General features: G+C 70.3%; 11 protein-coding genes. 3 read left to right on the top strand and 8 right to left on the bottom strand.

Annotated elements, in window-relative coordinates:
• Nucleotides 1-453 precede the first annotated feature (453 nt).
• The 3 genes from BJ964_RS37870 to BJ964_RS37880 form a co-directional block, all read right to left on the bottom strand.
• Entirely contained in the window at nt 454-912 is a 459-nt protein-coding gene (locus tag BJ964_RS37870) for a GNAT family N-acetyltransferase (protein ID WP_188125152.1), read from the bottom strand.
• Between the two features lie 888 nt (nt 913-1,800).
• Nucleotides 1,801-3,183, bottom strand: coding sequence for a glycoside hydrolase family 43 protein (locus tag BJ964_RS37875; RefSeq protein WP_188125153.1), 1,383 nt, complete (start codon nt 3,181-3,183; stop codon nt 1,801-1,803).
• A 127-nt stretch (nt 3,184-3,310) separates the two neighbouring features.
• Complete coding sequence (locus BJ964_RS37880) at nt 3,311-5,566, bottom strand: beta-L-arabinofuranosidase domain-containing protein (protein WP_188125154.1); 2,256 nt, start codon at nt 5,564-5,566, stop codon at nt 3,311-3,313.
• A 250-nt stretch (nt 5,567-5,816) separates the two neighbouring features.
• Here BJ964_RS37880 and BJ964_RS37885 point away from each other — a divergent pair, with 250 nt between their 5' ends.
• The gene (locus tag BJ964_RS37885; protein WP_188125155.1) at nt 5,817-8,036 is read left to right on the top strand and encodes a putative bifunctional diguanylate cyclase/phosphodiesterase; all 2,220 of its coding nucleotides are present in this window, start codon (nt 5,817-5,819) and stop codon (nt 8,034-8,036) included.
• Nucleotides 8,037-8,045: 9 nt separating this feature from the next.
• Complete coding sequence (locus tag BJ964_RS37890) at nt 8,046-8,945, top strand: DUF1295 domain-containing protein (RefSeq protein WP_188125156.1); 900 nt, start codon at nt 8,046-8,048, stop codon at nt 8,943-8,945.
• Here BJ964_RS37890 and BJ964_RS37895 read toward each other — a convergent pair.
• Nucleotides 8,936-9,625: a histidine phosphatase family protein gene (locus BJ964_RS37895; protein WP_188125157.1), complete on the bottom strand. Its 690-nt coding sequence runs from the start codon at nt 9,623-9,625 to the stop codon at nt 8,936-8,938. The two genes, BJ964_RS37890 and BJ964_RS37895, sit on opposite strands and share 10 nt — an antisense overlap.
• 158 nt (nt 9,626-9,783) lie before the next feature.
• Here BJ964_RS37895 and BJ964_RS37900 point away from each other — a divergent pair, with 158 nt between their 5' ends.
• Nucleotides 9,784-11,625 (top strand): PAS domain S-box protein, encoded by a 1,842-nt coding sequence (locus BJ964_RS37900; RefSeq protein WP_188125158.1) that lies wholly within the window; start codon nt 9,784-9,786, stop codon nt 11,623-11,625.
• 1 nt (nt 11,626) lies between these two features.
• On the opposite strand, the gene BJ964_RS37905 is transcribed toward BJ964_RS37900, so the two are convergent.
• The 4 genes from BJ964_RS37905 to BJ964_RS37920 form a co-directional block, all read right to left on the bottom strand.
• The gene (locus tag BJ964_RS37905; protein ID WP_229807337.1) at nt 11,627-12,559 is read right to left on the bottom strand and encodes a DUF916 domain-containing protein; all 933 of its coding nucleotides are present in this window, start codon (nt 12,557-12,559) and stop codon (nt 11,627-11,629) included.
• Nucleotides 12,560-12,574: 15 nt separating this feature from the next.
• The gene (locus BJ964_RS37910; RefSeq protein ID WP_188125159.1) at nt 12,575-13,177 is read right to left on the bottom strand and encodes a hypothetical protein; all 603 of its coding nucleotides are present in this window, start codon (nt 13,175-13,177) and stop codon (nt 12,575-12,577) included.
• Nucleotides 13,178-13,191: 14 nt separating this feature from the next.
• A complete protein-coding gene (locus tag BJ964_RS37915; RefSeq protein ID WP_188125160.1) occupies nt 13,192-16,167 on the bottom strand; it encodes an OmpL47-type beta-barrel domain-containing protein in 2,976 nt (991 codons plus the stop codon).
• A gap of 176 nt (nt 16,168-16,343) precedes the next feature.
• Nucleotides 16,344-21,791: a galactose-binding domain-containing protein gene (locus BJ964_RS37920; RefSeq protein ID WP_188125161.1), complete on the bottom strand. Its 5,448-nt coding sequence runs from the start codon at nt 21,789-21,791 to the stop codon at nt 16,344-16,346.
• Nucleotides 21,792-21,797: the final 6 nt, after the last annotated feature.

Below are 21,797 nucleotides of genomic sequence, written 5' to 3' on the forward strand. Positions count from 1 at the left end.
ATCATCTGGTACGGGCGGTGCCGTCGCCAATCCCGGCGGGCACCAGCCCGCTCGATCGACAGGCTCGGCACCTCCTGCCGCACACTCCGGTGGAGTCCACAGTCGAACATTGAGCTGGACCGGGCCCGGGGTGCTCGCCAACCTCATCCCGCGCCGGATCACACGACCACTTCTTGTCACCGAAGACCGCCCGGTGCAGGGCCGGATCTCAATGCCTCGTCACCCTGGACCTGAGCCGGCGAGACACCCACAGACGATTGAACAGGCAGCTCAGCGGCGCGCGGACTACACCGAAGTGCGTTGGAAGAAGGGCAGCCGAGGTGGCGCGAACGGCGCCTGCGTGAAGGTAGCCATCCCCGGGCCGACAAAAAGACCGCAGCATGCCGCCCCACCACTACACCCACGCCGAATGGACCGCCTTCATCGACGGTGTCAAAGGCCGCGAGTTCAACCTCACCTGAGGTCGAACCGCATCCTGGGCAGTACGCGGCCGGGAATGGACGTCGACGGAGTCGTGCCCACGGTCGTCGCCCCCATCCCGAGGTAGAAGCCTTCGGCATTAGGATCCGCGTCGATCAGGATCGCCGCGAAGCCGAGTTCCCGCGCTACCCCCATGGCGTGCTGCCACAGACTCCGGCCGATGCCACGCCGCAGGTGCTTCGGGTCGATCCAGAGATTGCCCAATTCGCCCTCGGGCGGCTGCCCGTCCAGCGTATAGAAGCCGGCGATTCGGCCATCAATCTCCGCAACCGAGGTACGACGAGAGCTGATCTCCCCCGGCGACAACGTCAGTTCGTCCCGGCAGGCCTTCAGAAACAGCTCGTCATACCCCCAATGCGCTTTCGACCTGAGAGCCAGCTCAGTCAGAGCCCCAGCCTCCTCAACCCGCGCCAGTCGCATCACGATCCGCATCCATCGCCTCCGCCCTCCATCCGCACCCACGCACCCACGCACCCACGCACCCACGCACCCACGCACCCACGCACCCACGCACCCACGCACCCACGCACCCACGCACCCACGCACCCACGCACCCACGCACCCACGCACCCACGCACCCACGCACCCACGCACCCACGCACCGCACCCACGCACCCACGCACCCACGCACCCACGCACCCACGCACCCACGCACCCACGCACCCACGCACCCACGCACCCACGCACCCACGCACCCACGCCGAACGATCATCGCCCACCCATGCCGTTCTTGGACGATCGACCACCGCCCACACGGCAGGAAAACGTCCAAGATCTGGACAGGAAGGCCGCACCCGCCCGCCCCAGGCCGACCTTGAACGATCGACAACCGCCCGCGGTACAAAATCGCCCAAGATCCGAAGGGGGAGGGCGCACGACCCATCCCCCACCGACCTTGGACGACCGACCACCGCACACGGTGAGCGAACGTCCATGATCCGGGAGGGAGGCACACCGCCCAACTCTCGCCGACCTTGGACAACCGACCACCGCGTCTGGCAGGAGAAGATCCAAGGCCCGGAAGGGGTAGGACGAACCGTCCAACTCCCGCCGACCTTGGACGACCGGCCACCGCAGACGGCAGGAAAACGTCCAAGATCCGGAAAGGGAGGCCGCACCGCCCGGCCCCCCAGGCCAACCTTGGACGACCGACCACCGTCCGCGGTAGGCAAACGCCCAAGATCTGAAAAGGGGGATACGCGTCGCCCAAATCCCACCGATCTTGGACGATTGGCCACCGCATGCGGTGGGAGAACGTCCAAGATCGGCGGAAGCGGAAGCAGGAACGGGAGCGGGAGCAGGGCGGGGTGGGGAGGTGGGTCAGGAGACTCGGAAGGTGGCGTCCTGGCGGTCGGTGGTGCTGGAGGAGGTGGTCAGGGGGTCGATGCGCAGCACGTAGTTGGAGTGGCGCAGGTAGCGGTCCGGGAAGTTGTAGGAGCGGAAGGACGACCACGCGGAGTCCGCCAGCCCGGCCACCCGGTAGAAGGTGGCGTCGGCCCGAAACGCGGCGGTGTTGTCGTTGGGGTCGAGGCGGATGGCGTAGTTGCTGTGCCTCAGATAGCGCCCGGGATAGTTGACCGACTCGAACGACACCCCGGCGCTGTCGGCCAGTCCGGCCACCATCCGCCACAGCTGGTCCTGGTGCGGGTCGAACGGGTAGGCGTCGATGCGGCCGATGCTGTTGGCGTGGCGTACGTACCGGTCGGGGAAGTTCGAGGACTTGAGCCGCACCCAGGCGGGCAGGCCCCAGCGGCTGACCAGGGCGCTGTACTCGGTGGCGGTGATCCCGGCGATGCTGCCGTGTTTGGCGTTCAGCGGCGGTGTGAAGGTGCGCTGGTTGGCCACGGTCCAGCTGTCGCCGCCGACGTTGCCGCTGCTCCACAGGTAGTAGTCGTTGTTGACCGGGCTGAACGAGTCGCCCCAGAGCCACCAGCCCGTACCGGCGTTGTTCTTGATCAGGAGCGGGGCCTCCATCGAGCTGCCCTGGCGCAGGCCGCTGGTGTAGGTGGTGTAGCTGTTGGCCGCGCCGGTGCTGGATCGGGCGCCGTGGATCAGGCCGGTGTTGAGGTTCTTGTAGTAGAGGTAGAAGGTGGAGCCGTCGACGACGATGTCGCCGTCCAGAACCGGGAAGCCGGGGCTGAAGTAGACCTGGTTCGCCGACACGGTCCGGAAGTCGGACGTGTAGTTGACCATGAACACGTCGGTGCCGTTGTTGGCCGAGTAGACGATGCCGTACTGGCCTCGGGCCGCGTCCCAGAACGCGGTGGGCGCCCAGGTGTGGGTGGCCAGCGTGTGCATGCGGATCCGCCGGTAGCCGGTGAAGCTGGTGAGGTTCGCCGAGTCCCAGACGTGCAGGTACTGGTTGTTCTGGCCGAAATCGGTGCCGTTGAGGTCGGTCGCCAGGATCACGAACGTGCCGTCCTGCTTGCGCAGGATGAACGGGTCCCGCAGGCCGAGGGTGCCGGCGGTCGGGGTGACGACGGGTGCGTTCTGGTTCAGCGGCGACCAGTTCAGACCGTCCTGGCTGACCGCCAGGTGCAGGCCGTAGTTCGCGCCGGACATGTTCGGGGTCTCGGTGAAGTAGGCGAACACGTAGGCGGTGTTCGCCGCGAGGGCCGCGGTCGGGGCGGCGGCGACCGCGGTGGCGGTCGCGGCCGCGGACAGGACGGGCAGCAGGGTGAAGGTGCGGCGGGTCAGGGACACGGTTTCACCTTTCGGGGTAAGGGTGACGTCACCGGGCCGGCCCGGCGGCGGCCGCCGGCCGTGCCGGGGCGGGTCGGCCGTGCGCTCGCCACGGTGACGCTTCGTAGCCCGTACGAAATGATCGGTTTCAAGCGAAGCGCCAGAGGTTGTCGGCGCTGCCGTTGTCGGGGTCCTGGACGACCTGGACGCCCCACGCGGTGCCGCCGTTGAGGACGGCGAGGAGTTTGCCGCTGTTCACGTTGCGGATCTTGTAGAGGCCGCCGCCCTGGTCGACGAGGGTCCAGCGGTGGTCGGCCGTGCCGTTGTCGTCCCATTGCAGGACGCGCGCGTTGTCGGCGGTCGACATGTTCTCGACACCGAGGACCTTGCCGCTGTTGACGTTGCGGAAGCGGACCGCGGTGCCGTCGGTGATCCGGACCCAACTGTGGTCGAGGGTTCCGGTGTCACCCCAGGTGACGGCGAGGCCGCCGTTGGCGGTCGACATGTCCTGAATGCCGAGGACCAGGCCGGTGGCGTTGTTGACGATCTTGTACGTGGCCGCGGTGAGCCAGTACACGCTGTAGTTGAAGCCGTGCGCGTCATAGAACGGCACCAGGTTGACGGCGGCCCCGTTGGCGGTGGCGCTGGTCCGGGTGACCGAGGAGACGGTGAGCGCGGGCGGGGCGCTGAGAGCGGTGTCCCCATAGTTTCCGGCCAGCACGGCCGGCCCGTAGGTGATCGCCTGGACGTCCGGGTTGTCGGGCGCCGGCCGCAGCACGACCCGCATCGGCAGCCGGACCGTGATCGTGTCGCCGGCCGCCCAGGCACGGGTGATCGTGGCGTAGCTGCCGGGGGTGGCGGTGACCGACTGGGCGACGCCGTTGACGCTGATGGCGGCGCCGCTGGTCCACGACGGGATCCGGACACGGATGCTCCACGACCCGCTCATCGTGCCGGCCAGGGTGAGCGTGCTGGTGTCGCCGGCCGGGAACGTGGTGGCCTGGGTGACCGTGATCCCGCGCTGCGACCAGGTGAGCACCGACGGGGCGTAGAGGTTCACGGTCAGCGTGGTGCCGCTGTAGTAGTAGATCGACTCCATGAGCCGGGTGTTGACCTCGACGCCGGTGCCCTGGCAGCACCAGAACGTGCCGTAGTCGGTGGACCAGGTGCCGCCGCCCCAGGCCGGGCCGACACCGCGGCGGCCGCCGGACCGCAGTGGCGTGAAGTAGGTGACGTGGCCGTAGTTCGACGCCGGGTTCTGTGCGCCGAGAACGTGGTTGAGCAGCGCCTGCTCGTAGAAGTCGAAGTAGGCGGCCCGGTTCGGGTCGGTCACCCACAGTTCGCGGGTCAACCTGAGCATGTTGACCGAGTTGCAGTGCTCGCACGTGTCGTCGGTCAGGTAGGAGGCGATCGCGTTGGCCGGACGGAAGTGCTCCGCCTGACTGTTGCCACCGATGGCGTAGGTGTGCGCGCCGACCGTGATGTTCCACGCGTTGCGGGCGATGTCCAGGTAACGGGTGGTGCCGGTGGCCTTGTACTCACGGGCCGCGCCGATCCACTTGGGCACCTGAGTGTTGGCGTGCAGGCCGTTGAGCGCGTCGGTGTTGGCGGCGAGCGGGGTGAAGACGGATGCGTGGTCGAAGCGCTGGGCGACGGTCAGCCAGCGGGCGGTGCCGGTCTGCTGGTAGAGGTCGGTGAGGACGGCGTTCATCCCGCCGAACTCGGTGCCGAGCATGGCCTGCATCTGAGAAACGGACAGAGCGGCGGTACGGGTGTCGACCCACCCGGCGAGCTTGAGCAGGACGTCGCGCGCCTGGGTGTTGCCGACGTACCGCCACACGTCGAGCAGCCCGGCCATCGTCTTGTGGATGCAGTAGTACGGCACGTTGCCGTTGGTCAGGGTGCGGTTCTCGACCGCGGTGATGTCGGCCTCCGGGAAACCGGACAGGTATCCGTTGGCCGCCTGGCATTTCGCCAGCTCCGTGACCATGTAGTTGGCCTTGTCGCGGCAGACGGTGTCACCGAGGATCGCGTAGACCTGCGCCCACGCGGTCAGGAAGTGGCCCTGTACGTGGGACCGGAACGGGAAGGTCGGCGCGTCCCAGCCGCCGTTGGCCGCGGCGCCGCCGGTGGACTGGCCGTGGTTGGCGCGGAAGACGTAGAGCAGCCGGTCGACGTCGATGAACCGCAGGTAGTTGAGCGTGCGGGTCTGGTTGTCCATGAGCCGGCCGGCGGTGAGCCGCACCTGTCCGAGGGGGAATGGGTAGGCGGAGACGCCCAGGTCGGCGCGGGCGGGTGGCAGTTCGGCGGCCGCGGCGGGGTGGCCTGCACCGGTCGTGGCGACGACGGCGCCGCCGAGGGCGGCGCCCAGCAGACTGCGGCGGGTGATGGGGAGCGGGGACATCGGGAGGACTCCGATCTGGGGCGGATTCCGGGTACGACGGCACACGCCTTTCGGCGGTACACGGAGGGGAGGCTTTGCTACCGGCCGATGTTATCGATAACAAAGATGGTGTCAAGGTTTATCGATCTCGAAACATTTCGACGCTCTCACGTTCGTCACCGGGCTCCGCAGATTACGAAAAACGTGAATGTGATCGTTATACAAGGTGGGCGCCTCTCAAGTGGGTCCCGGTGCGACCGATGGTCAGCCCATGAGGCCGGGTAGCCGATGGTGGCGGTGGTGGACGGTGGGCGGCGCGCTCGCGGCTGTCCCCTACTACCTGATGCCGGCCGACAGCGCGCTGGCGAACATCGGCTACAGCGCCGTCGGGCTCCTCGCCGGGCTGGCCATCCTGGTCGCCGTGCGCTGGAACCGGTCACCGCGCCCAGCCGCGTGGATCCTGTTCGCGGCCGGGATCTCGCTCTCCGCCGTCGGTGATCTCGTCTGGTGGTACCTGGAGAGCGTCCGGCACGAGGAGCCGTACCCGTCGGTGGCCGACGTCCTCTACCTCGGCGCGTACCCGCCACTGATCGCCGGGCTGTTCCTGCTGCTGCGCGGCCGCCGCGGACGGGACACCGGCGGCCTGCTCGACGCGTCCATCGCTGCCCTCGGGCTCAGCCTGGTGCTGTGGGTGTTCGTCCTGCACCCGGTCGCCGCCGGGGAGTCGGCGTCGCTGCTAGAACGCATGGTCAGCACCGCTTACCCGGCACTGGACGTGCTGCTGCTGGTGATGGTCGCCCGGCTGCTCATCGGCGCCCGCGCCCGCTCGGCCAGCTCCGACCTGCTCGGCGTGGCGGCCGGGCTGCTGCTCGTGGCGGACATCGCGTTCTCGGTGCTGAGCCAGTATTTCGACTACGACGGGCGCGGGCTCGACTGGGCCTGGCTGCTGGCCTACGTGCTGTGGGCCGCCGCCGCGCTGCACCCGTCGATGGCTGCGGCCGAGACCGGGGACCCGCCCGAGGTGGTCCGGGCGGGCCGGGGCCGCCTCGCCGTCTCCGCCTGCTGCGCGGTGCTCCCGCCCACCCTGCTGTTCATCCCCGCGGTCGGTGCCGACCAGGTCGACCGGCTCGTCATCGCGGCCGGCGCCATCGTGCTGTTCGCGCTCGGGGTGACCCGGATGGCCGGAGTCATGCGCCAGGTGCACCGGCAGTCGGCCGAACTGCGGCGCCTGGCGAACCAGGACGACCTGACCGGCCTGCACAACCGGCGCCACTTCCAACGGGCCCTCGGCGACGCGCTGGTCGCCGGCCGCCCGCAGGTGATCCTGCTCGGGGTAAGCGACCTGGGCAGCATCAACGACGAGCTCGGGTACGTGGCCGGCGACCACGTCATCGTCCGGATCGCCGAACGGGTGCGCACGCTGGCCGGCGCACAGGCGCTCGTGGCCCGGCTCAGCGGCGACGAGTTCGCGGTGCTGTTGCGCGACGCGACCCGCGCCGAGGCGGATGCGGTGGCCGGCCGGATGATCGGCGTGGTGCACTACCCGGTCCACTCGAACGACTACGAGGTGCTGGTCGGTGCCGGGATCGGTGTCGCCGACTCCGACGGCGCGGACGATCCGGTGGAGGTGCTGCGCCGCGCCGGGGTGGCCATGTGCGTGGCCCGGCGGACCGGTGAGACCTACGCGCGGTGGACCCCCGCGTTCGACGAGCGGTCGTCGGAGCAGGCCCGGCTGGGCGCGCAGATCCGGCACGGGCTCGACACCGGCCAGTTCCAGGTGGTGTACCAGCCGATCGTCCGGCTGCCCGAGTGCCGGGTCGTCGCCGTGGAGGCCCTGGTCCGGTGGCGGCATCCGCAGCGTGGCCTGATCAGCCCGGCCCTGTTCATTCCGGTCGCCGAACGCAACGGCCTGATCGTCGAGCTGGGCGCGTGGATCCTGGAGACGGCGTGCGAGCGGCTGGCCCGCTGGACCGCCGAACTGGGGCCGCTCGCCCCGGACCGGGTCAGTGTCAACGTGTCGGCCCGCCAGCTGGCCCGGTCCGGGTTCGCGGCGTCGGTGGCGGCGGTGCTCGCCCGTACCGGTCTGGCTCCGCACCAGCTCACCGTGGAGGTGACCGAGACGGCCGTGTTCGAGGGCGGGCCCGCGGTGGCGGCGCTGCACGGGTTGCGGGCCCTGGGCGTACGGATCGCTCTCGACGACTTCGGCACCGGGCACTCGTCGCTCGGGTTGTTGCAGAGCGTGCCGGTCGACGTGTTGAAGATCGACAAGTCGTTCGTCGACAGGGTCACCGAGGCCGGCCGGCACGCGGTCATCGCGGAGGCGATGATGCAGGTCACCTCGGGTCTGGGGCTGGACGCGGTGGCCGAGGGCGTGGAGACCGCGGAGCAGGCGGAGGTGCTCCACCGGCTCGGTTACCGGCTGTTGCAGGGCTACCACTTCGGCCGTCCGGCCGAAGAACCGGACTTCACCGTACGGGCAGTGCACGCTTAGTCTCGTCCTATGTCGACGGGCCGGGACCGGGCAGTGGGGTTCGCCGTGGTGACGGCCGCCTACCTGGCGGCCGGGCTGGTCGCGTGGGCGGTCGTGGCCGTGGCGCGTGGCCCGCACCCGTTGCTGCTCACCTTCTACGCCGACCTGGCCGCCACCGTCGTGGTGTTCGCGGCCAGCATGCTCGTCGGCAACGCGAGCCTCTACGACCCGTACTGGAGCGTCGCCCCGGCCGTGATCGTGACCGCCTGGGTGTGGTGGCAGACCGGTGGCGAGATCACGGCGATGACCGGGCGGCAGACAGCCGTTCTGCTGCTGGTGCTCGCCTGGTCGATCCGGCTGACCGCCAACTGGGCGCTGTCGTGGCGCGGCCTCGACCACGAGGACTGGCGCTACGTGCGGCTGCGTGAGCGGCGACCGCGCGGCGTCCCGTGGTGGCTGGTGAACCTGACCGGCATCCAGCTCATGCCCACACTGGTGGTCTTCGCCGGGCTGCTCGCCGTCTGGCCCGCCGTCACGGTGACCGGCCGGTCGTGGGGCCTGCTCGACGTGGTGGCCGTCGCGGTCACGGCGGCCGCCGTGCTGCTGGAGGCGACCGCCGACCGCCAGTTGCAGCGGTTCACCCAGGATCCCGCCAACCGGGGCGGCATCATCGACCGCGGCCTGTGGCGGTACTCGCGGCATCCCAACTATCTGGGCGAGATCCTCTTCTGGTGGGGGATGTGGCTGTTCGCCCTGGCCGCCGCCCCGAACTGGTGGTGGACCGTGGCCGGCCCGGTCACCATGGTGCTGCTGTTCACGTTCGTCAGCATCCCGATGATGGACGAGCGCTCACTGGCCCGCCGTCCCGCCTACGCCGAGCACATGCGCCGCGTCCCGGCGCTGCTGCCCCGCCCGGCCCGTCACCGGTAGGTCAGCAGCCGCCGGTCGGCCTCCAGGTGCGGATGCTCGTTGAACGTCGACAGGGACAGCCCGCGGCTCCCGGCGATCACCTTCGTCACGCCGGTGTTGACCGAAACCCGGTTGAAGGCCGCCCATCCGGCCACCGACCCGGTGGTGAGCAGCGTGGCCACCATCGCGATCGGCCCGCCCGAGCTGACCACGAGCACCTCCCGGTGCGCACGCAGCAGCGCCTCGGCCGACGCCAGGGCGCCGGCGACCCGGCTCTGGAACGCGGGGAACGATTCGCCGTACTCCGGATCGTGGTCGCCCGACGCCCAGCGCGTGGTGGCCGCCTCGAAGATCTCCTGGAACGCCCGGTCCGGGCGCGCCTCGCGCGCCAACTCGGCCGCCATGGCGGCGCGGTCCCGGAACAGCGGCCGGTGGATCTCCACGACGTGCTGGAAGTCGAACTCGTCCCAGCCCGGATCGATCGCCACGTCGACCGACATGGCGAGGCCGTCGAGGATCCCGGCGGCGGTCTCGGCATGCCGGCGCAGCGCGCCGCGCACCAGCAGGGCCGGGCGGACACCCCGGTCGGAAAGCGATTTCCCGAGCGTACGGGCCTGTTCGTGCCCGAGCGGGGACAGCGCGTCGTAGTCGTCGGCGCCGAACGACGCCTGACCGTGGCGGACGAGCAGCAGACGGGCCACCGGCACCGGTCCTTCGGATAGCGGGCGAGGGGGTTCCGCTGCACCATACGGCAGGGCCACCGGATGACATCCCGGCTGCGACCGCCGGTTTCCGGGTTCCGGGCTTGACCCGGCGAAACCGGGCATAGCCTACCTGCATCCGGAAAGGGGGCCGGACGATGAGGCGACCGAAAGTCACGCCCGGTGTCGTCGGGGCCTTCGTGGCCGTGACCGTGCTGGCAGTGTTGTCCGCTCTCTCGCCACCCCGGATGCTCACCTTCGGGATGCTGGCGGTGGGACCGGCTCTGGCCGCCGCCACCGCCAGCCCCACGCTGGTGCTCACCATCGGCGCCTACGCGGGTGCCGTCGCGCTCGCGATCTCCACTCGGCAGGGTTTGTTCGGCTCGCCCGACCAGATCCTGCGGCTGCTGATGATCGCCGTCATCACGATCATCGGCTGGTTGATCGCCCGGCATCTGCGCGGCCTTCTGACCGCCCGGTCCGCCGCGGCCGGCGATCGGGAGATGCTGGGCGCCCTCGTCGAACAGTCGGCGGACGCGATCATCGTGGTCGATCTCGACGGCGTCGTACGGATCTGGAACGCCGGCGCCGAGAAGATGTACGGCTACCATCCGAGCGAGATCATCGGGCACGAGTTTCCCAAGATCATACCCCCGGAGCGGTTTCCCGTCTTCAAACAGAGCCTGATCACCCTCGCTGCCGGGCAACACGTGCGCCTCGACGAGACCCGGCGGATCCGCCGCGACGGATCGGAGCTCCTGGTGTCGGTCACGGTCGCGCCGATCCGCGACGACTCGGGCACGGTGGTCGCGGCGGCCGCCACCGAACGCGACATCACTGCTCGGAAGCGGCTCGAGGCCGAGGAGAAGCTGGCCATCGAACGGTCGGCGCGGGCCAAGCGGATGGAGAGCCTGGGCCAGCTGGCCGGCGGCGTGGCGCACGACTTCAACAACCTGCTGGCGATAATCCTCAACTACGCCGACTTCCTGATCGACGAGGTGACCCCCGAGGGCCGAAAGGATCTGGCCCGGATCCGCGACGCCGCCGACCGGGCCCGCGATCTGACCGGGCAGCTCCTGCTCTTCGCCAAACGGCAGCCGACCCAGGTGGAGACCGTCGACCTGAAAGAGGTGGTCGACTGCTCCGGCGAACTGCTCCGGCGCAGCATCGGCGCGAACATCCAGCTGATCTGCCGCGGGCAACCCGAGCCGCTACCGGTCCGCGCCAACCGGGGACACCTCGACCAGATCCTGCTCAACCTGATCGTGAACGCCCGGGACGCCATGCCCGACGGCGGCGTGATCGTGATGGAGACGGACCGGCCGCCCGGCGACAACGCGCGGCTGACCGTCAGCGACACCGGCTGCGGCATGACCGCGGAGGTGCGCGACCGGCTCTTCGAGCCGTTCTTCACCACCAAGCCCGCCGATCAGGGCACCGGGCTCGGGCTGGCCACCGTGTACGGCATAGTCGCCGACGCGGGCGGGCAGATCAGCGTGGACTCGTCGCCGGGCGTCGGCACCACCTTCCGGATCCTGCTGCCGCTGGCGGCCGAATCGGCGGACCGTGCTCCGGACACGGACGACGGCCCGGCGCACGGCCACGGCGAGCACGTGGTGGTGGTCGACGACGAGGAGCCGGTCCGCGATCTGGTGGTCCGGATCCTGGAGCAGAACGGCTACCGCGCCACGGTGTGGCGCGACGGCACACCACCCGGCGACGAACCGGGCGACGTGGCCCTGCTCGTCACCGACATCGTGCTGCGCGGCCGCTCCGGCCCGGCGATCGCCGAGCGGTTGCGGGTCCGTCATCCGGAACTGCCGGTGCTGTTCATGTCCGGTTACGGCCACGACGACCTGCGCCGCCGCTACGACCTGGACTCGGCCCACATCGTCCAGAAGCCGTTCACCGCCGTGGAACTGCTCGCAGCCGTCGGGAACGCGCTCTCCGGCGGGACAGCGGATCAGCGGAGCCGGGACAACTCGTCGCGGGTCGCGTGACTCAGGCGCCCGCTGAGCGGCGACCTTCCAGGCGGGCCTGCTCCAGCAGCCGTTTCAGGCGTGCCCGCCTCGTTCGGGCCAGCAGGATCAGGGCGGCGACGGCCCCGAGAGCGAGCACCTGCGGCCACGGGAGTGCCCAGGTGGTGACCGTGACCGTGTGGGGTTCGGCGGCGGCGCCCGGGACCACCGGCGTGAGGGTGAGGGTGGTCCGGATCCGGCCGAGGGGCCAGGTCCGCGCCACAGCCGTGACGGTGCGGCTCCCGCCGGGCAGGAGTTCGCCGAGATCGGCCCGGGTCCCGGCGACCCGGCCCTGGATCCCGGCGCGGACGTTCCCGGTGTTGGCGACGGTGTAGGCGACGTGCAGTGTGCCGGGTCGCAGCGGATTCCAGTTCGGCCGGAAACTGGTGGTCACCCCGGAGACGGCCAGCGCCGGCCGCAGCGTTCCGGAGGCGCGGAGCAGCACCCGGAAGCCGACCCGGCTCTCCACCTGGACGGTGCCCCGCTTCCCGGCGATCGAGGCGGCGATCCCCGCCGGATGGTCACCGGGGGTGGCGTCGGCCGGAGCCGTGACGGTGAACGGCACCACCACGGTCCGGCCCGCCGCCACGGTCACCGTCTCCCGCACGCTGATCCAGGTTCCGCCGTCCGCCGACCTCCGGTCCGAGGGCAGCATGTTGAACCGGCCGTTCTCGGTGAGATAGCCGTCGGCGGCCCTGAGCGCGAACACCGCCGTGGCGTCGCCCAGGTTGCGGACGGCCAGATGGTCGGTGACCGTCCCGCCCGGGTCGAGGGTGTGCTCGGCCCACCGCCGCCCGTCCGGGCCGTTCGTGCCGGCGGGCTGGACGGTCCAGGTGACGGTGGCCGGCGCGGCCGCCGCCGGGGTCGCGGGTGACAGCACGGCCAGACAGGCGAGGACGGCGACGGCACGGCGCACGGCGGCGGCTCCCAGCTACTCGAAGAGGGACAGGGTCAGGGTGGAGTGGTAGGAGCCGGCCGCCACGTCGGCCGGGGTGCGCAGGTACAGGTCGGCGTCGACGGTGTAGGCGCCGCCGGTCACCTCCGCCGAGTCGTAGGTGGACACCAGCAGTTCCTGGTCGACGAGGCCGACGTTGTTGCCGGGCTGGGTGGGATCGTCGAGAACGGTCACCACCTCCTCGCCCTCGGCGACCAGACCGGTGCCGCCGCCGTCGATGAGCCGCGGTTTCCAGCCCAGGTGCCCAGCGCTGATCGGGGCCTGCCCGGCGGTTCCGGCGAAGTCGCTCGAGCTGCCGAGCACCGCCCACGACGATCCGGCGGGAATCTCCTCCAGCGTGCGGGTGTCGGTCACGGTGACCGTCGGCAGCCGACCGGTGAACTGGCGTACCAGCAGGTCGGAACCATTCTCGGTGAGGGCCACAGCGTCACCGGCGACGGACAGGGCGAGCACGCCGGGCTCCTCGATCTCGGGAATCCGGACGGTCACCTCGACCTCGGCATCACCGGGATCGGCGCTCGCGGCGGCCGGGAGAGCGGTCGCCGCGGCGAGCACCGAGCAGGCTACGGCAACCGGCATTCTTCTGATCAACTTCAGCCTCCACAGGATTGGGCGGGATAGGTGGTGACGGTTCCGTTGACGGTCACGGCGCCGTCCGGCACCGAGACGACACGCGCGGGGAAGCTCTGATAGACGCTCGCGCCGGGTGCGACCGCGGCGAAAACCCGTTTCCCGTACGCGGTGACGACCTCGATGTCGAGTGCCGCCGTGTGGTCGTTGCGCGCCGCGACCGCCAGATAGACCTTCCCGGCGATGCAGCGCGGCTGGGCGGTGACGGTGAGTGGCCGCTCCTCGGCGAACGCCCGCCACTCGGTGACGGCCACCGCCGAGTACGTGCTGCCGTCGCCGTCGGCGCTGATCACGGCCCGCAGCCGGGCGGTGACCACCGGATCGAAGGTGACCCGGTTGAACGCGGTCGTGCTGGTGCCGTGACCGGTGGCCCCGGTGACGTCCTGCCAGGCGCTGCCGTCCCAGTGCTGGAGCTTCCAGGACGAGGGTTCGGCGACGCCGTTTCCGGTGCCCTGGTCGACGTCCCGCCAGAACTTGATCTCGGCGCCGGTGAGCCGTACCGGCCGGGACCAGGCGTACTCGATCCACTGCGATGCCGGCCGGGTGCCGGACCAGGTGCCCCAGATCTGGGCCTGGGACGGCGACGCCGGGTCGGAGTCGTCGTTGAGGGCGGTGAGACTGTTCCATCCGGCCGTGTAGGCGGCGGTCGCGGCCGCGATCGGGCCGACGTTGCCGTTGAGCGGTGCGGACAGGTCGGCCGGGAGGACCACGGTTCGCGCGGTCTCCAGGTTTCCGGCCCTGTCGACGGCCCGGTACGACACCGTGTGCCTGGCCGCGTCGGGTGCGCCGACCGGCCCGGTGTAGACGGTCCACGGGCCGGTGCCGAGGGCGTATTCGACACGGTCCACCCCGGAGGTGGCGTCGGTGGCGGTGACGGTCACCGTCCGGTCGGCCACCGCGGCGCTGCTGACCGGGTTGGTGGCGTCGATGTCGACCGTGCGGGAGGCCGGAGAACTCGTGTTCCCGGCCCGGTCGGTGGCGGTCGCGGTGACCGTGTGGCGGCCGTCGCCGGTGACCGTCACCTCGGCGGAGCGGGCCGGTTCGGCGGTCTGCGGTGCGCCTTCGTCGACCGTGGTGACGATCCGCATGCGGCCGCCGCGGTCGTCGGCGGCGCTCGCCCGTACCCGGACGGAGGAGCGGAACCACCCGGCGGCGCCCGCCGAACCGCTCGCGGTGAGCACGACGGACGGTGGCGTTCGATCTCCTTCGGTGTCGCCCGGCGAGATCACGGTGACCTGGGCGGTGACGCGCCCGGCCGCATAGCCGAGGACGCTGCCGCTGACGCTGAGTGTGCCCGGCTGATCAGCGGTGATCGGGTCCCAGTAGACCGGGATCCGGAGCGTCTCCGATCCGAACGTGACCGGAACGGAGCTGGGCAGCTCGTTCTCGCCGACCTCGACGGTGATCGGCGGCGGGGTGACCGTGGCCGGCTGCGCCGCGAGGATCTTCCACTCCTCGACGGCGACGGCCGAGTAGGTGCTGCCGTTGGTGGACGCGTCGAACACGGCCCGCACCTGGGTGGTGGTGACCGGGTCGAACGTCGTGTCCTGGAACCCCTGGGTGCCGGTCGGATAGCCGCTGGCGCCGGGCACGTCGGTCCACTGCCCGTTCCAGTACTGGATCTTCCAGCGGGCCGGTGCGGCGACACCGACGCCGGTGCCCGGCGGCTGGTCGTTCCAGAAGTCGATCTGCGAACCGGTGATCCGCATCGGCTGGTCCCAGGTGTACTGGATCCACTGTTGAGGAGGGTTGCTGCCGGTCCAGGTGCCCCACATGTCCGGTGGCAGCGGGTTACCGCGGACGATCTCGTCGTTGAGCGCCTTCCCCCAGTACTGGGTCGGCACCGGCTCGTTCGAGACGGTCACCGTGGCTGCCTGGGCGATGTTGGCGCGCGGCGTGCGGTTCACCTGTTTCGGCGGAGTCGGCACGACCGGCCTGATCCGCGGCGGTGACTGGGTGTCGTCCCACTCGACCCGGTCGATCGCCACTGACCTGCGGAAATGACCGCCTCCGACGGCGTCGGCGGTGTGGTAGGCCAGGTACCACTGACCGTTGAACTCGACGATTCCCGGGTGGCTGGTCGTTGACGAGACAGGCGGGAGGATGGTCCCGCGGTAGGTCCACGGGCCGATCGGTGAGGTGGCGGTCGCGTAGGCGATGCAGGCGTGATAGTGCGCCGGAGTACAAGGCCCGGCGTTGTTGCCCGCGTAGGCCAGGTAGTAGGTGTCGCCGCGTTTGAACAGCCAGGACGCCTCGAAGAACCCGGTCAGCCCGGTGATCGTCCGCTGGGTGCCGACCGGCGTTTTCATGTCGGCCTGGAACTCCAGCATCCGCAGTTGGCCGAATGTGCCCCAGTAGACGAAGACCCGCTGCCCCTCTACCAGGATCGTCGGGTCGATGTTCTCGATGGTGTTGGCGGCCGGGGTGCGCTGCGAGATCAGCGGCCCGCCGACGTGGTCGGTCCACGGTCCGGTGGGTGTGTCGGAGACGGCCACACCGATGGCGAAGGTGTTGTCGGCCGTCGAGTCGCGTTCGCTGACCGGGACGTACCAGTAGTAGCGGCCGTCCGGGCCCTGCACGACCTGCCCGGCGTAGGCGCGGCCCGGGGTGGCCCAGGCGAAGACCTGCTCGGGGCGCATCAGCGAGGGGAAGTGCGTCCACTCGCCACCGGCGACATCGGAGGTGCGGAACGCGCCCCACTCGTTCATGACGAAGTCGTTGACCGCCGGCCCGGCCTCGTCGTGGCCGGTGTAGAGGTACAGCTGCCCGTCGGCGACGAGGGGCGCCGGGTCGGCGGAGTAGTAGGAGCCGTCGGCGAGGATCGGATTGACGGTGTTGGTGAAGGTGTGTGAGTCGGCCGCCCGGGCCGGTGCGGCGGGTGCTGCGAGCAGCAGCCCGGCCGCGACCAGTCCTGCGACCGCTGCCCGGAGCGGTCTCATGGCGATTCCTATCGAGGGTGGGATGGCGCCGCCCGGTCGTGGGCGCCGCCGTGACGTGGCCAACGCGGCACCCGGTCGCGGGCACCGCCATGACCGGGCCAACGCGGCACCCGGTCACGGGCACCACCGTGACCGGGCCAACGCGGCGCCCAGGACCGGGCGCCGCCGTGACCGGGTCAACCACAGGTGATGGCGTTGTAGGGCGCTTCGAGGGAGACGGTGTCCGCCCCGCCGGTGACCCGGACGGTGGCCGTACCGGCCGCGACCGACGCCTGCCGCGTGTTGAAGGATTGATAGGCGGACTTGCCCGGCGCAACGTTGACGACCGTCCGTGTCCCGTACGGCGTGATCAGCTCAATGTTGAGTGGTTGATCGTCAATGTTGCGTGCGTTGACGGATACATACGCGTTGACGCCGGTGCACTGCGCCTTGGCCTGGACCGTCACGTCGAACACCGGATCGACAGGTGCGGGAACGTCGTACATCTCCCACTCCTGGACACCCGGTGCACCCTTGCCCTCCTCGGTACCGCTGGCGGTCAACAGTGCCCGCAACCGGGTGGTGGTCACCTTCGTGAAGGTCACCGTGTTCCATCCGGTTGCCGAGGTGCCGTAGGCACTGGGCGAGAGGACGTCCTTGAACGCGGCCCCGTCCCAGTACTGGAGCTTCCACGAGCTCGGCGGGGCGACCCCGGCACCGGTGTCGTCGAGGTCCTCGGTGAACCAGATCCGGGTGCGGTCCACGGTCACCGGCGCCGCCCAGTCAAGCTGGATCCACTGCTCCCCGACCTGCGGCCAGGTGTTCCACACGTCGGTGTCGGGCCCGGACGGCCCGGTAGGCGTGACCCCGTCGGTCAGGTTGTCGACGGTCAACCACCCCGGTGTGTAGGACGCCGACGCCGTCCCGGTGCGGGCCACATTGACCGGCGCCTGACCGGCCGGAACGTCGATGCTCCCGGCATCGGAGGTGTTCCCGGCCCGGTCCACCGACCGGTAGCCGACCGTGGTGGCCGCCGACCCGATCGGCACGGCACCGTTCGTCACCGTCCAGTCCTGCGTGACGACCCCACCGACCGTGAGCCGGTACTGCACCGCCCCGATCCCGGACAGCGCATCCGAACCGGTGATCGTCACCGCACGCGCCCCCGAGTCGAAAGTGGCCGCAGCGGTCGGTTTGGTCCGGTCGATGCCGACGATCCGCTGGGTGACCGCCGAGACGTTGCCGGCGTCGTCGGTGGCCCGCCCCTTCACCGTGGTCTCGCCCTCGGCGGTGACCGTGACCGGCCCGCCGTAGTCCTCCCATTCCCCCGCCCCAACCGCGATCTCCAGCTCCGGCGACGAGTCCCGGTTGTCCGTGGCGGTGAGGGTGACCTTGACGTTCCCGCTGGTCCAGGCGTCAGCCGGGTCAGCCGTGAAGGAAGCGACCGGAGGCGCGGTGTCATCCGGTCCACCCGCTCCGACGGTGACGGTCGCGACCGCGGGCTTGTCGGTTCCGGCCACCTGACCGGTCACCTCGAAGGTGCCCGCCGCCGCGTAGGAGGCCGGGTCGATCGCCGCCCAGGTGACCCCGATGCCACTCTGCCGCGACCCGTCGTTGTAACCGACCGTGACTGTCGATGGCAGCACCGGCGCCATACCGACGCGGGTGCTCGCGGCCACCGGGTCGACCGTGTTGATCTGCACCGGATCGCTGCCGCGCACCCAAACATGGGCCGAAGCGGTCAATGTGGTCCCGGCGACGAATCCGGTGACCCGGAAGTCACCGACCTCGGCCACCTGTGCGGGTTCGATGGCGCTCCAGGCGACGGCGACGGGCAGGCGCGTCCGGTCGGCATAGGTCACCTCGACGGTCGCCGGAAGAGCAGGGACGACACCCACGGGGGTACGGACGTCGACGCCCTGAATCGACGATGCCGCGGCCGCGTACACCCGCCATTCCGACACCCCGACCGCCGACCAGGCGGTACCGGCCGTGTTGGGCAGGGCGTTGAAGGTGGCCCGCAGTCGGGTGGTGGTCACCGGGTCGAAGGTGACCTCGTTGGTGCGCCCGCGAACGGCCGGGTCGAAACCGCTCGCCCCGGTGACGTCCTGCCAGGCGCTGCCGTCCCAGTACTGGATCTTCCAGGAGGTGGGCACGGACACGCCGCTGCCGCCGGTGGTGCTGTCCGACCAGAAGTCGATGGACGCCCGGTCGACGCGGACACCGGCCGCGAAGTCGTACTGCAACCAGCGGGTGGCCGGCTCGTTCCCGGTCCAGGTGCCCCACAGGTCGGTCTGCGCCCCACCGGCGAACAGTGGCGGTTTCCCGTCGTTGACCGCGTTCACGTTGTTCCACCCGGCCGTGTAGCTGGCCGACGGAGTTGCGGTCGACGCCACGTTGATCTCCCCTTCGGCCAGGGCGGCGGCGTCGACGACGACATCCTTGGTCGACTCGCCGACGGTGAGCCGCAGCGTGTACCGCCCGGAGACGGTGAACCGGGCGACCGTGCCGGGCGTGTTCGCCGGGTCGAAGGCGACCGTGCCGCCGTCCGGCCCGTCCACCATCGACCAGGCCGAGGCCGGCGCGGTGCCGGGGTTCCCGTCGTCCTGGGCGAGGCCGATCAGGCGCACCGATCCGGCCTGGCTGTAGGTGGAGTCCACCCACGCGTCCGCGAGCGGCGGCTCCGCGGTCGGCGCGGGTGCCCCGGCGCCGCTGTCGAAGGCCTGGATCTCCTTGACACCGGTCTTCGCGCCGGCCGCGTGCTGCACGGTGAGCCGCAGCTTCTCCGCGGTCACCGCCGGGAAGCGGACCTGATTCAGATTCCCCCGGGGGTACGCCGGGAGGCGCGACTGGCCGGGAACGGTCCTCCATCCGGATCCGTCGTCGTACTCGACGAGGAACTGTGCGGGTGGCTCGTACCCCTGGACGGTGGCGGTCGTCGACGACTTGTAGAAGTGCACCCGCACGTCGTCGATCCGGCGCGACCCTTGCAGGTCGATCGTGATCGCGTCGCTGCCGGTGGACGATCCCGCCGTACCCCAGAAAGGCTCGTTGATCGTGGTGCCGTCGACCGCGCCCGCGGGTCCGCGGCCGGATGCCGAGAAGGTGGCGGTGGCCGGCCGTCCCGCGGCGACGTTCGTGGCCGGGTCGACGCCGGCCTTGGCCAGCACGTCGCTGATGCGGGCATCGCCCGCGAAGGCCACCTCCTGTGGCGCTTTCACGGCGAGCGCCGCAGTGTTGGCCACGGTGATGCCGGGCGCCGCGGACACCTGCCCGGTGGCCGGGTCGTAGACGACCTTCCCGAGGCCGGAGGCGGTGAACGCGAGCTGCCCGTCGAGGTAGACCGAGTAGCCATCCGGCGCCGAGTCGTAGTGGTCGGTGCCGCCGGGCGCGTCCCAGACGACGGTCAGGTCCCGGTCGCGGTAGCGGACGTTGTTGGCGGTGAAGTGGTCCCAGCCGATGTCGATCGGGTCCAGTTCGATCTTCGCGTCGTCGCGGGGCCGCAGCCCCATGGCGTCCTCGATGACGGTGAAGTTGGTGGCGCCCAGGATGGTGTGGTGGATCCAGGACCGGTAGCCGATGCTCTGGTTCGCGGCCGACCCGTCGGCCCAGAACTCGTTCTGGTCCGGATACCGGTTGTCGCCGTTGTTCTGGTAGTGCGCCCAGGCGTTCCAGTAGAGCAACTTCTTGTACCACTCGGCGTCGATGTAGCCGGTCGGGTAGTTGCGCAGCACCGACGACAGCATCCGGAACGTCACCGTCGAGTTGATCACCGAGAAGTTGTTGCTGCCCGGGTCGCCCTGCGCCGCGGCGGCCGCCTTGTCGGCCTGGTTCGCCGTGGTGAACGGGAAGATCGGGTACTGGGCGGCGTCGGCGAACAGCCGCAGTGCCTCGCGGTACCCGGCGGTGTTCGGCATCAGCCCGACCGTGAACGGGTAGTAGTTGTTGATCTCCTTCCACGGCACCAGGTCACCGGATGCCACGTGCCGGTGTTTGAGCAGGTTGCCGTAGTGGCCCATCTCGTCGGGCGTGTCCCGGGCCGGCTCCCAGAGGTATTCCAGGACGGCGGCCTTGATGCGCTCGGCGAGGGCGTCCATCTCGGCGGCCTTGGCGGTGTCGCCGGCGGTCCGGTAGGCGGCGGCCGCGGCCTTCGCGTTCGAGTACAGGTACGCGTTCTCGGTGCGGTCCAGGTAGCCGGAGCGCCAGTCGAACGACACCGCGTCGGCGTCGTTGCCGGTCATGGCGCCCCAGTTGTACTCGATCAGGTCGTTGCCGTCGAAGTCGTAGGCGTCGAGCAGGCCCTCCACGTCGTACTCGGCGTACCTGGCGAGATTCCGGGCGACCGCCGGTGGCCCGCCGTGCAGCTGGTAGGAACGCCACGCCGCCTCGGAGATGTACTGGGTGTAGCTGTTGGACCAGTTCGCCGGGTCGCCCGGGTTGTCGACGTACTTGCCGCTCTTGGCCACCTCACCCGCGGAGATCCACGGCCCGTAGGAGTAGACCGGATCGCGGAAGTACTTGAGGTCGTCGACGAACATGCCGACGGTCAGCACGATCGCGTTGTTGTAGCCGAGCACGCCCTCCATCGACGTCGGGAACTGGTAGTCGTTGCCCGGCAGGTCGGCGTCGAGGAAGTTGTACCGCATCAGCCACCAGCGGTAGAACAGCGTCTTGTCGATGTTGTCCTCGGGCGTGTCCAGGTAGGGCACGTTCTGCGCCCACCACCGGTTGTAGGCGGTGACGTGCTCCCGGAACGCGTCCGCCGGGCTCCGCCCCCGGAACCGGGTGTACTCCTCCGCCGACGCCGGAACCTCCCGCGCCACGAACCCGAGCTGCACCTTCGCCCGCACCGAACCGGACGCCGGAACGCTCACGGTCCGCCGCAGCCTGCCGTCGACCGGCGTGAACCCGTCGCCGGAGAATCGCGGGAACAGGTCGGTCAGCTTGTTGAAGGCGCGCACCGCGCCGGTCAGTTCAGGATCAGACCCCTCGACGGTACGGGCGAACGGTGACGTGGCGACCAGGGTGACGTCCTTGGCCGTACCGTTGCCGCTGCTCACCTCGAGGTCGGTGACCGCGACGTTGGCGTCGGTGATGTATTTGGTCTGCACCACCCGCAGCCCGGCCGCGCTGTTGGTGAACACGCCCCGCCAGTAGCTGGGCGTCTGCTTCCGCTGGGTGGCGTCCTCGGTGAGGGCCACCTCGGCGCCGCCGACCGACGCGGTGATCGTGTAGGCGCCCTGGCCACCGGCGATCGACTCGATGTAGGCGACCTCGCCGCCGAACCCGAGCGTGCCCGGCTGGTGGGTCTTCATGAACAGGGCGCGGCCGCGGCTGAACAGGTACTGGTTGGCGTCGCCGTTGGAGCCGCCTGGCTGGTTCCCGGTGCGCGCCAGCATCCGGTCGATCCAGAAGTCGTTGTCGGTGCCGCTGCCGGCGCCGGCGGCCACGTCGGCGTCGAAGATCGCCTGGAGCTGGTTGCGCGTGTGGTAGCCGGTGCGGTCGTCGGGCACCGGGTTCGCGTCACCGGAGAAGACCGGGTACGGGGTGGCGCTGTTCAGGGCGGCCTGGGCGGCGACCGGGGACAGGACGGTCGTGATGAGCAGGGCGGCGGTCGCCCCGGCTATGTGGCGGGGTGTCGGCATGGCTCT

It is taken from the genome of Actinoplanes lobatus (genome assembly GCF_014205215.1).
Lineage (GTDB): Bacteria > Actinomycetota > Actinomycetes > Mycobacteriales > Micromonosporaceae > Actinoplanes > Actinoplanes lobatus.

Bases quoted from the DNA above. Each gene is read 5' to 3' on its own strand.
- BJ964_RS37870 (WP_188125152.1), bottom strand. From the start codon at position 912: ATGCGGATCGTGATGCGACTGGCGCGGGTTGAGGAGGCTGGGGCTCTG.
- BJ964_RS37885 (WP_188125155.1), top strand. From the start codon at position 5,817: ATGAGGCCGGGTAGCCGATGGTGGCGGTGGTGGACGGTGGGCGGCGCG.
- BJ964_RS37890 (WP_188125156.1), top strand. From the start codon at position 8,046: ATGTCGACGGGCCGGGACCGGGCAGTGGGGTTCGCCGTGGTGACGGCC.
- BJ964_RS37910 (WP_188125159.1), bottom strand. From the start codon at position 13,177: ATGCCGGTTGCCGTAGCCTGCTCGGTGCTCGCCGCGGCGACCGCTCTC.
- BJ964_RS37880 (WP_188125154.1), bottom strand. From the start codon at position 5,566: ATGTCCCCGCTCCCCATCACCCGCCGCAGTCTGCTGGGCGCCGCCCTC.
- BJ964_RS37900 (WP_188125158.1), top strand. From the start codon at position 9,784: ATGAGGCGACCGAAAGTCACGCCCGGTGTCGTCGGGGCCTTCGTGGCC.
- BJ964_RS37915 (WP_188125160.1), bottom strand. From the start codon at position 16,167: ATGAGACCGCTCCGGGCAGCGGTCGCAGGACTGGTCGCGGCCGGGCTG.
- BJ964_RS37920 (WP_188125161.1), bottom strand. From the start codon at position 21,791: ATGCCGACACCCCGCCACATAGCCGGGGCGACCGCCGCCCTGCTCATC.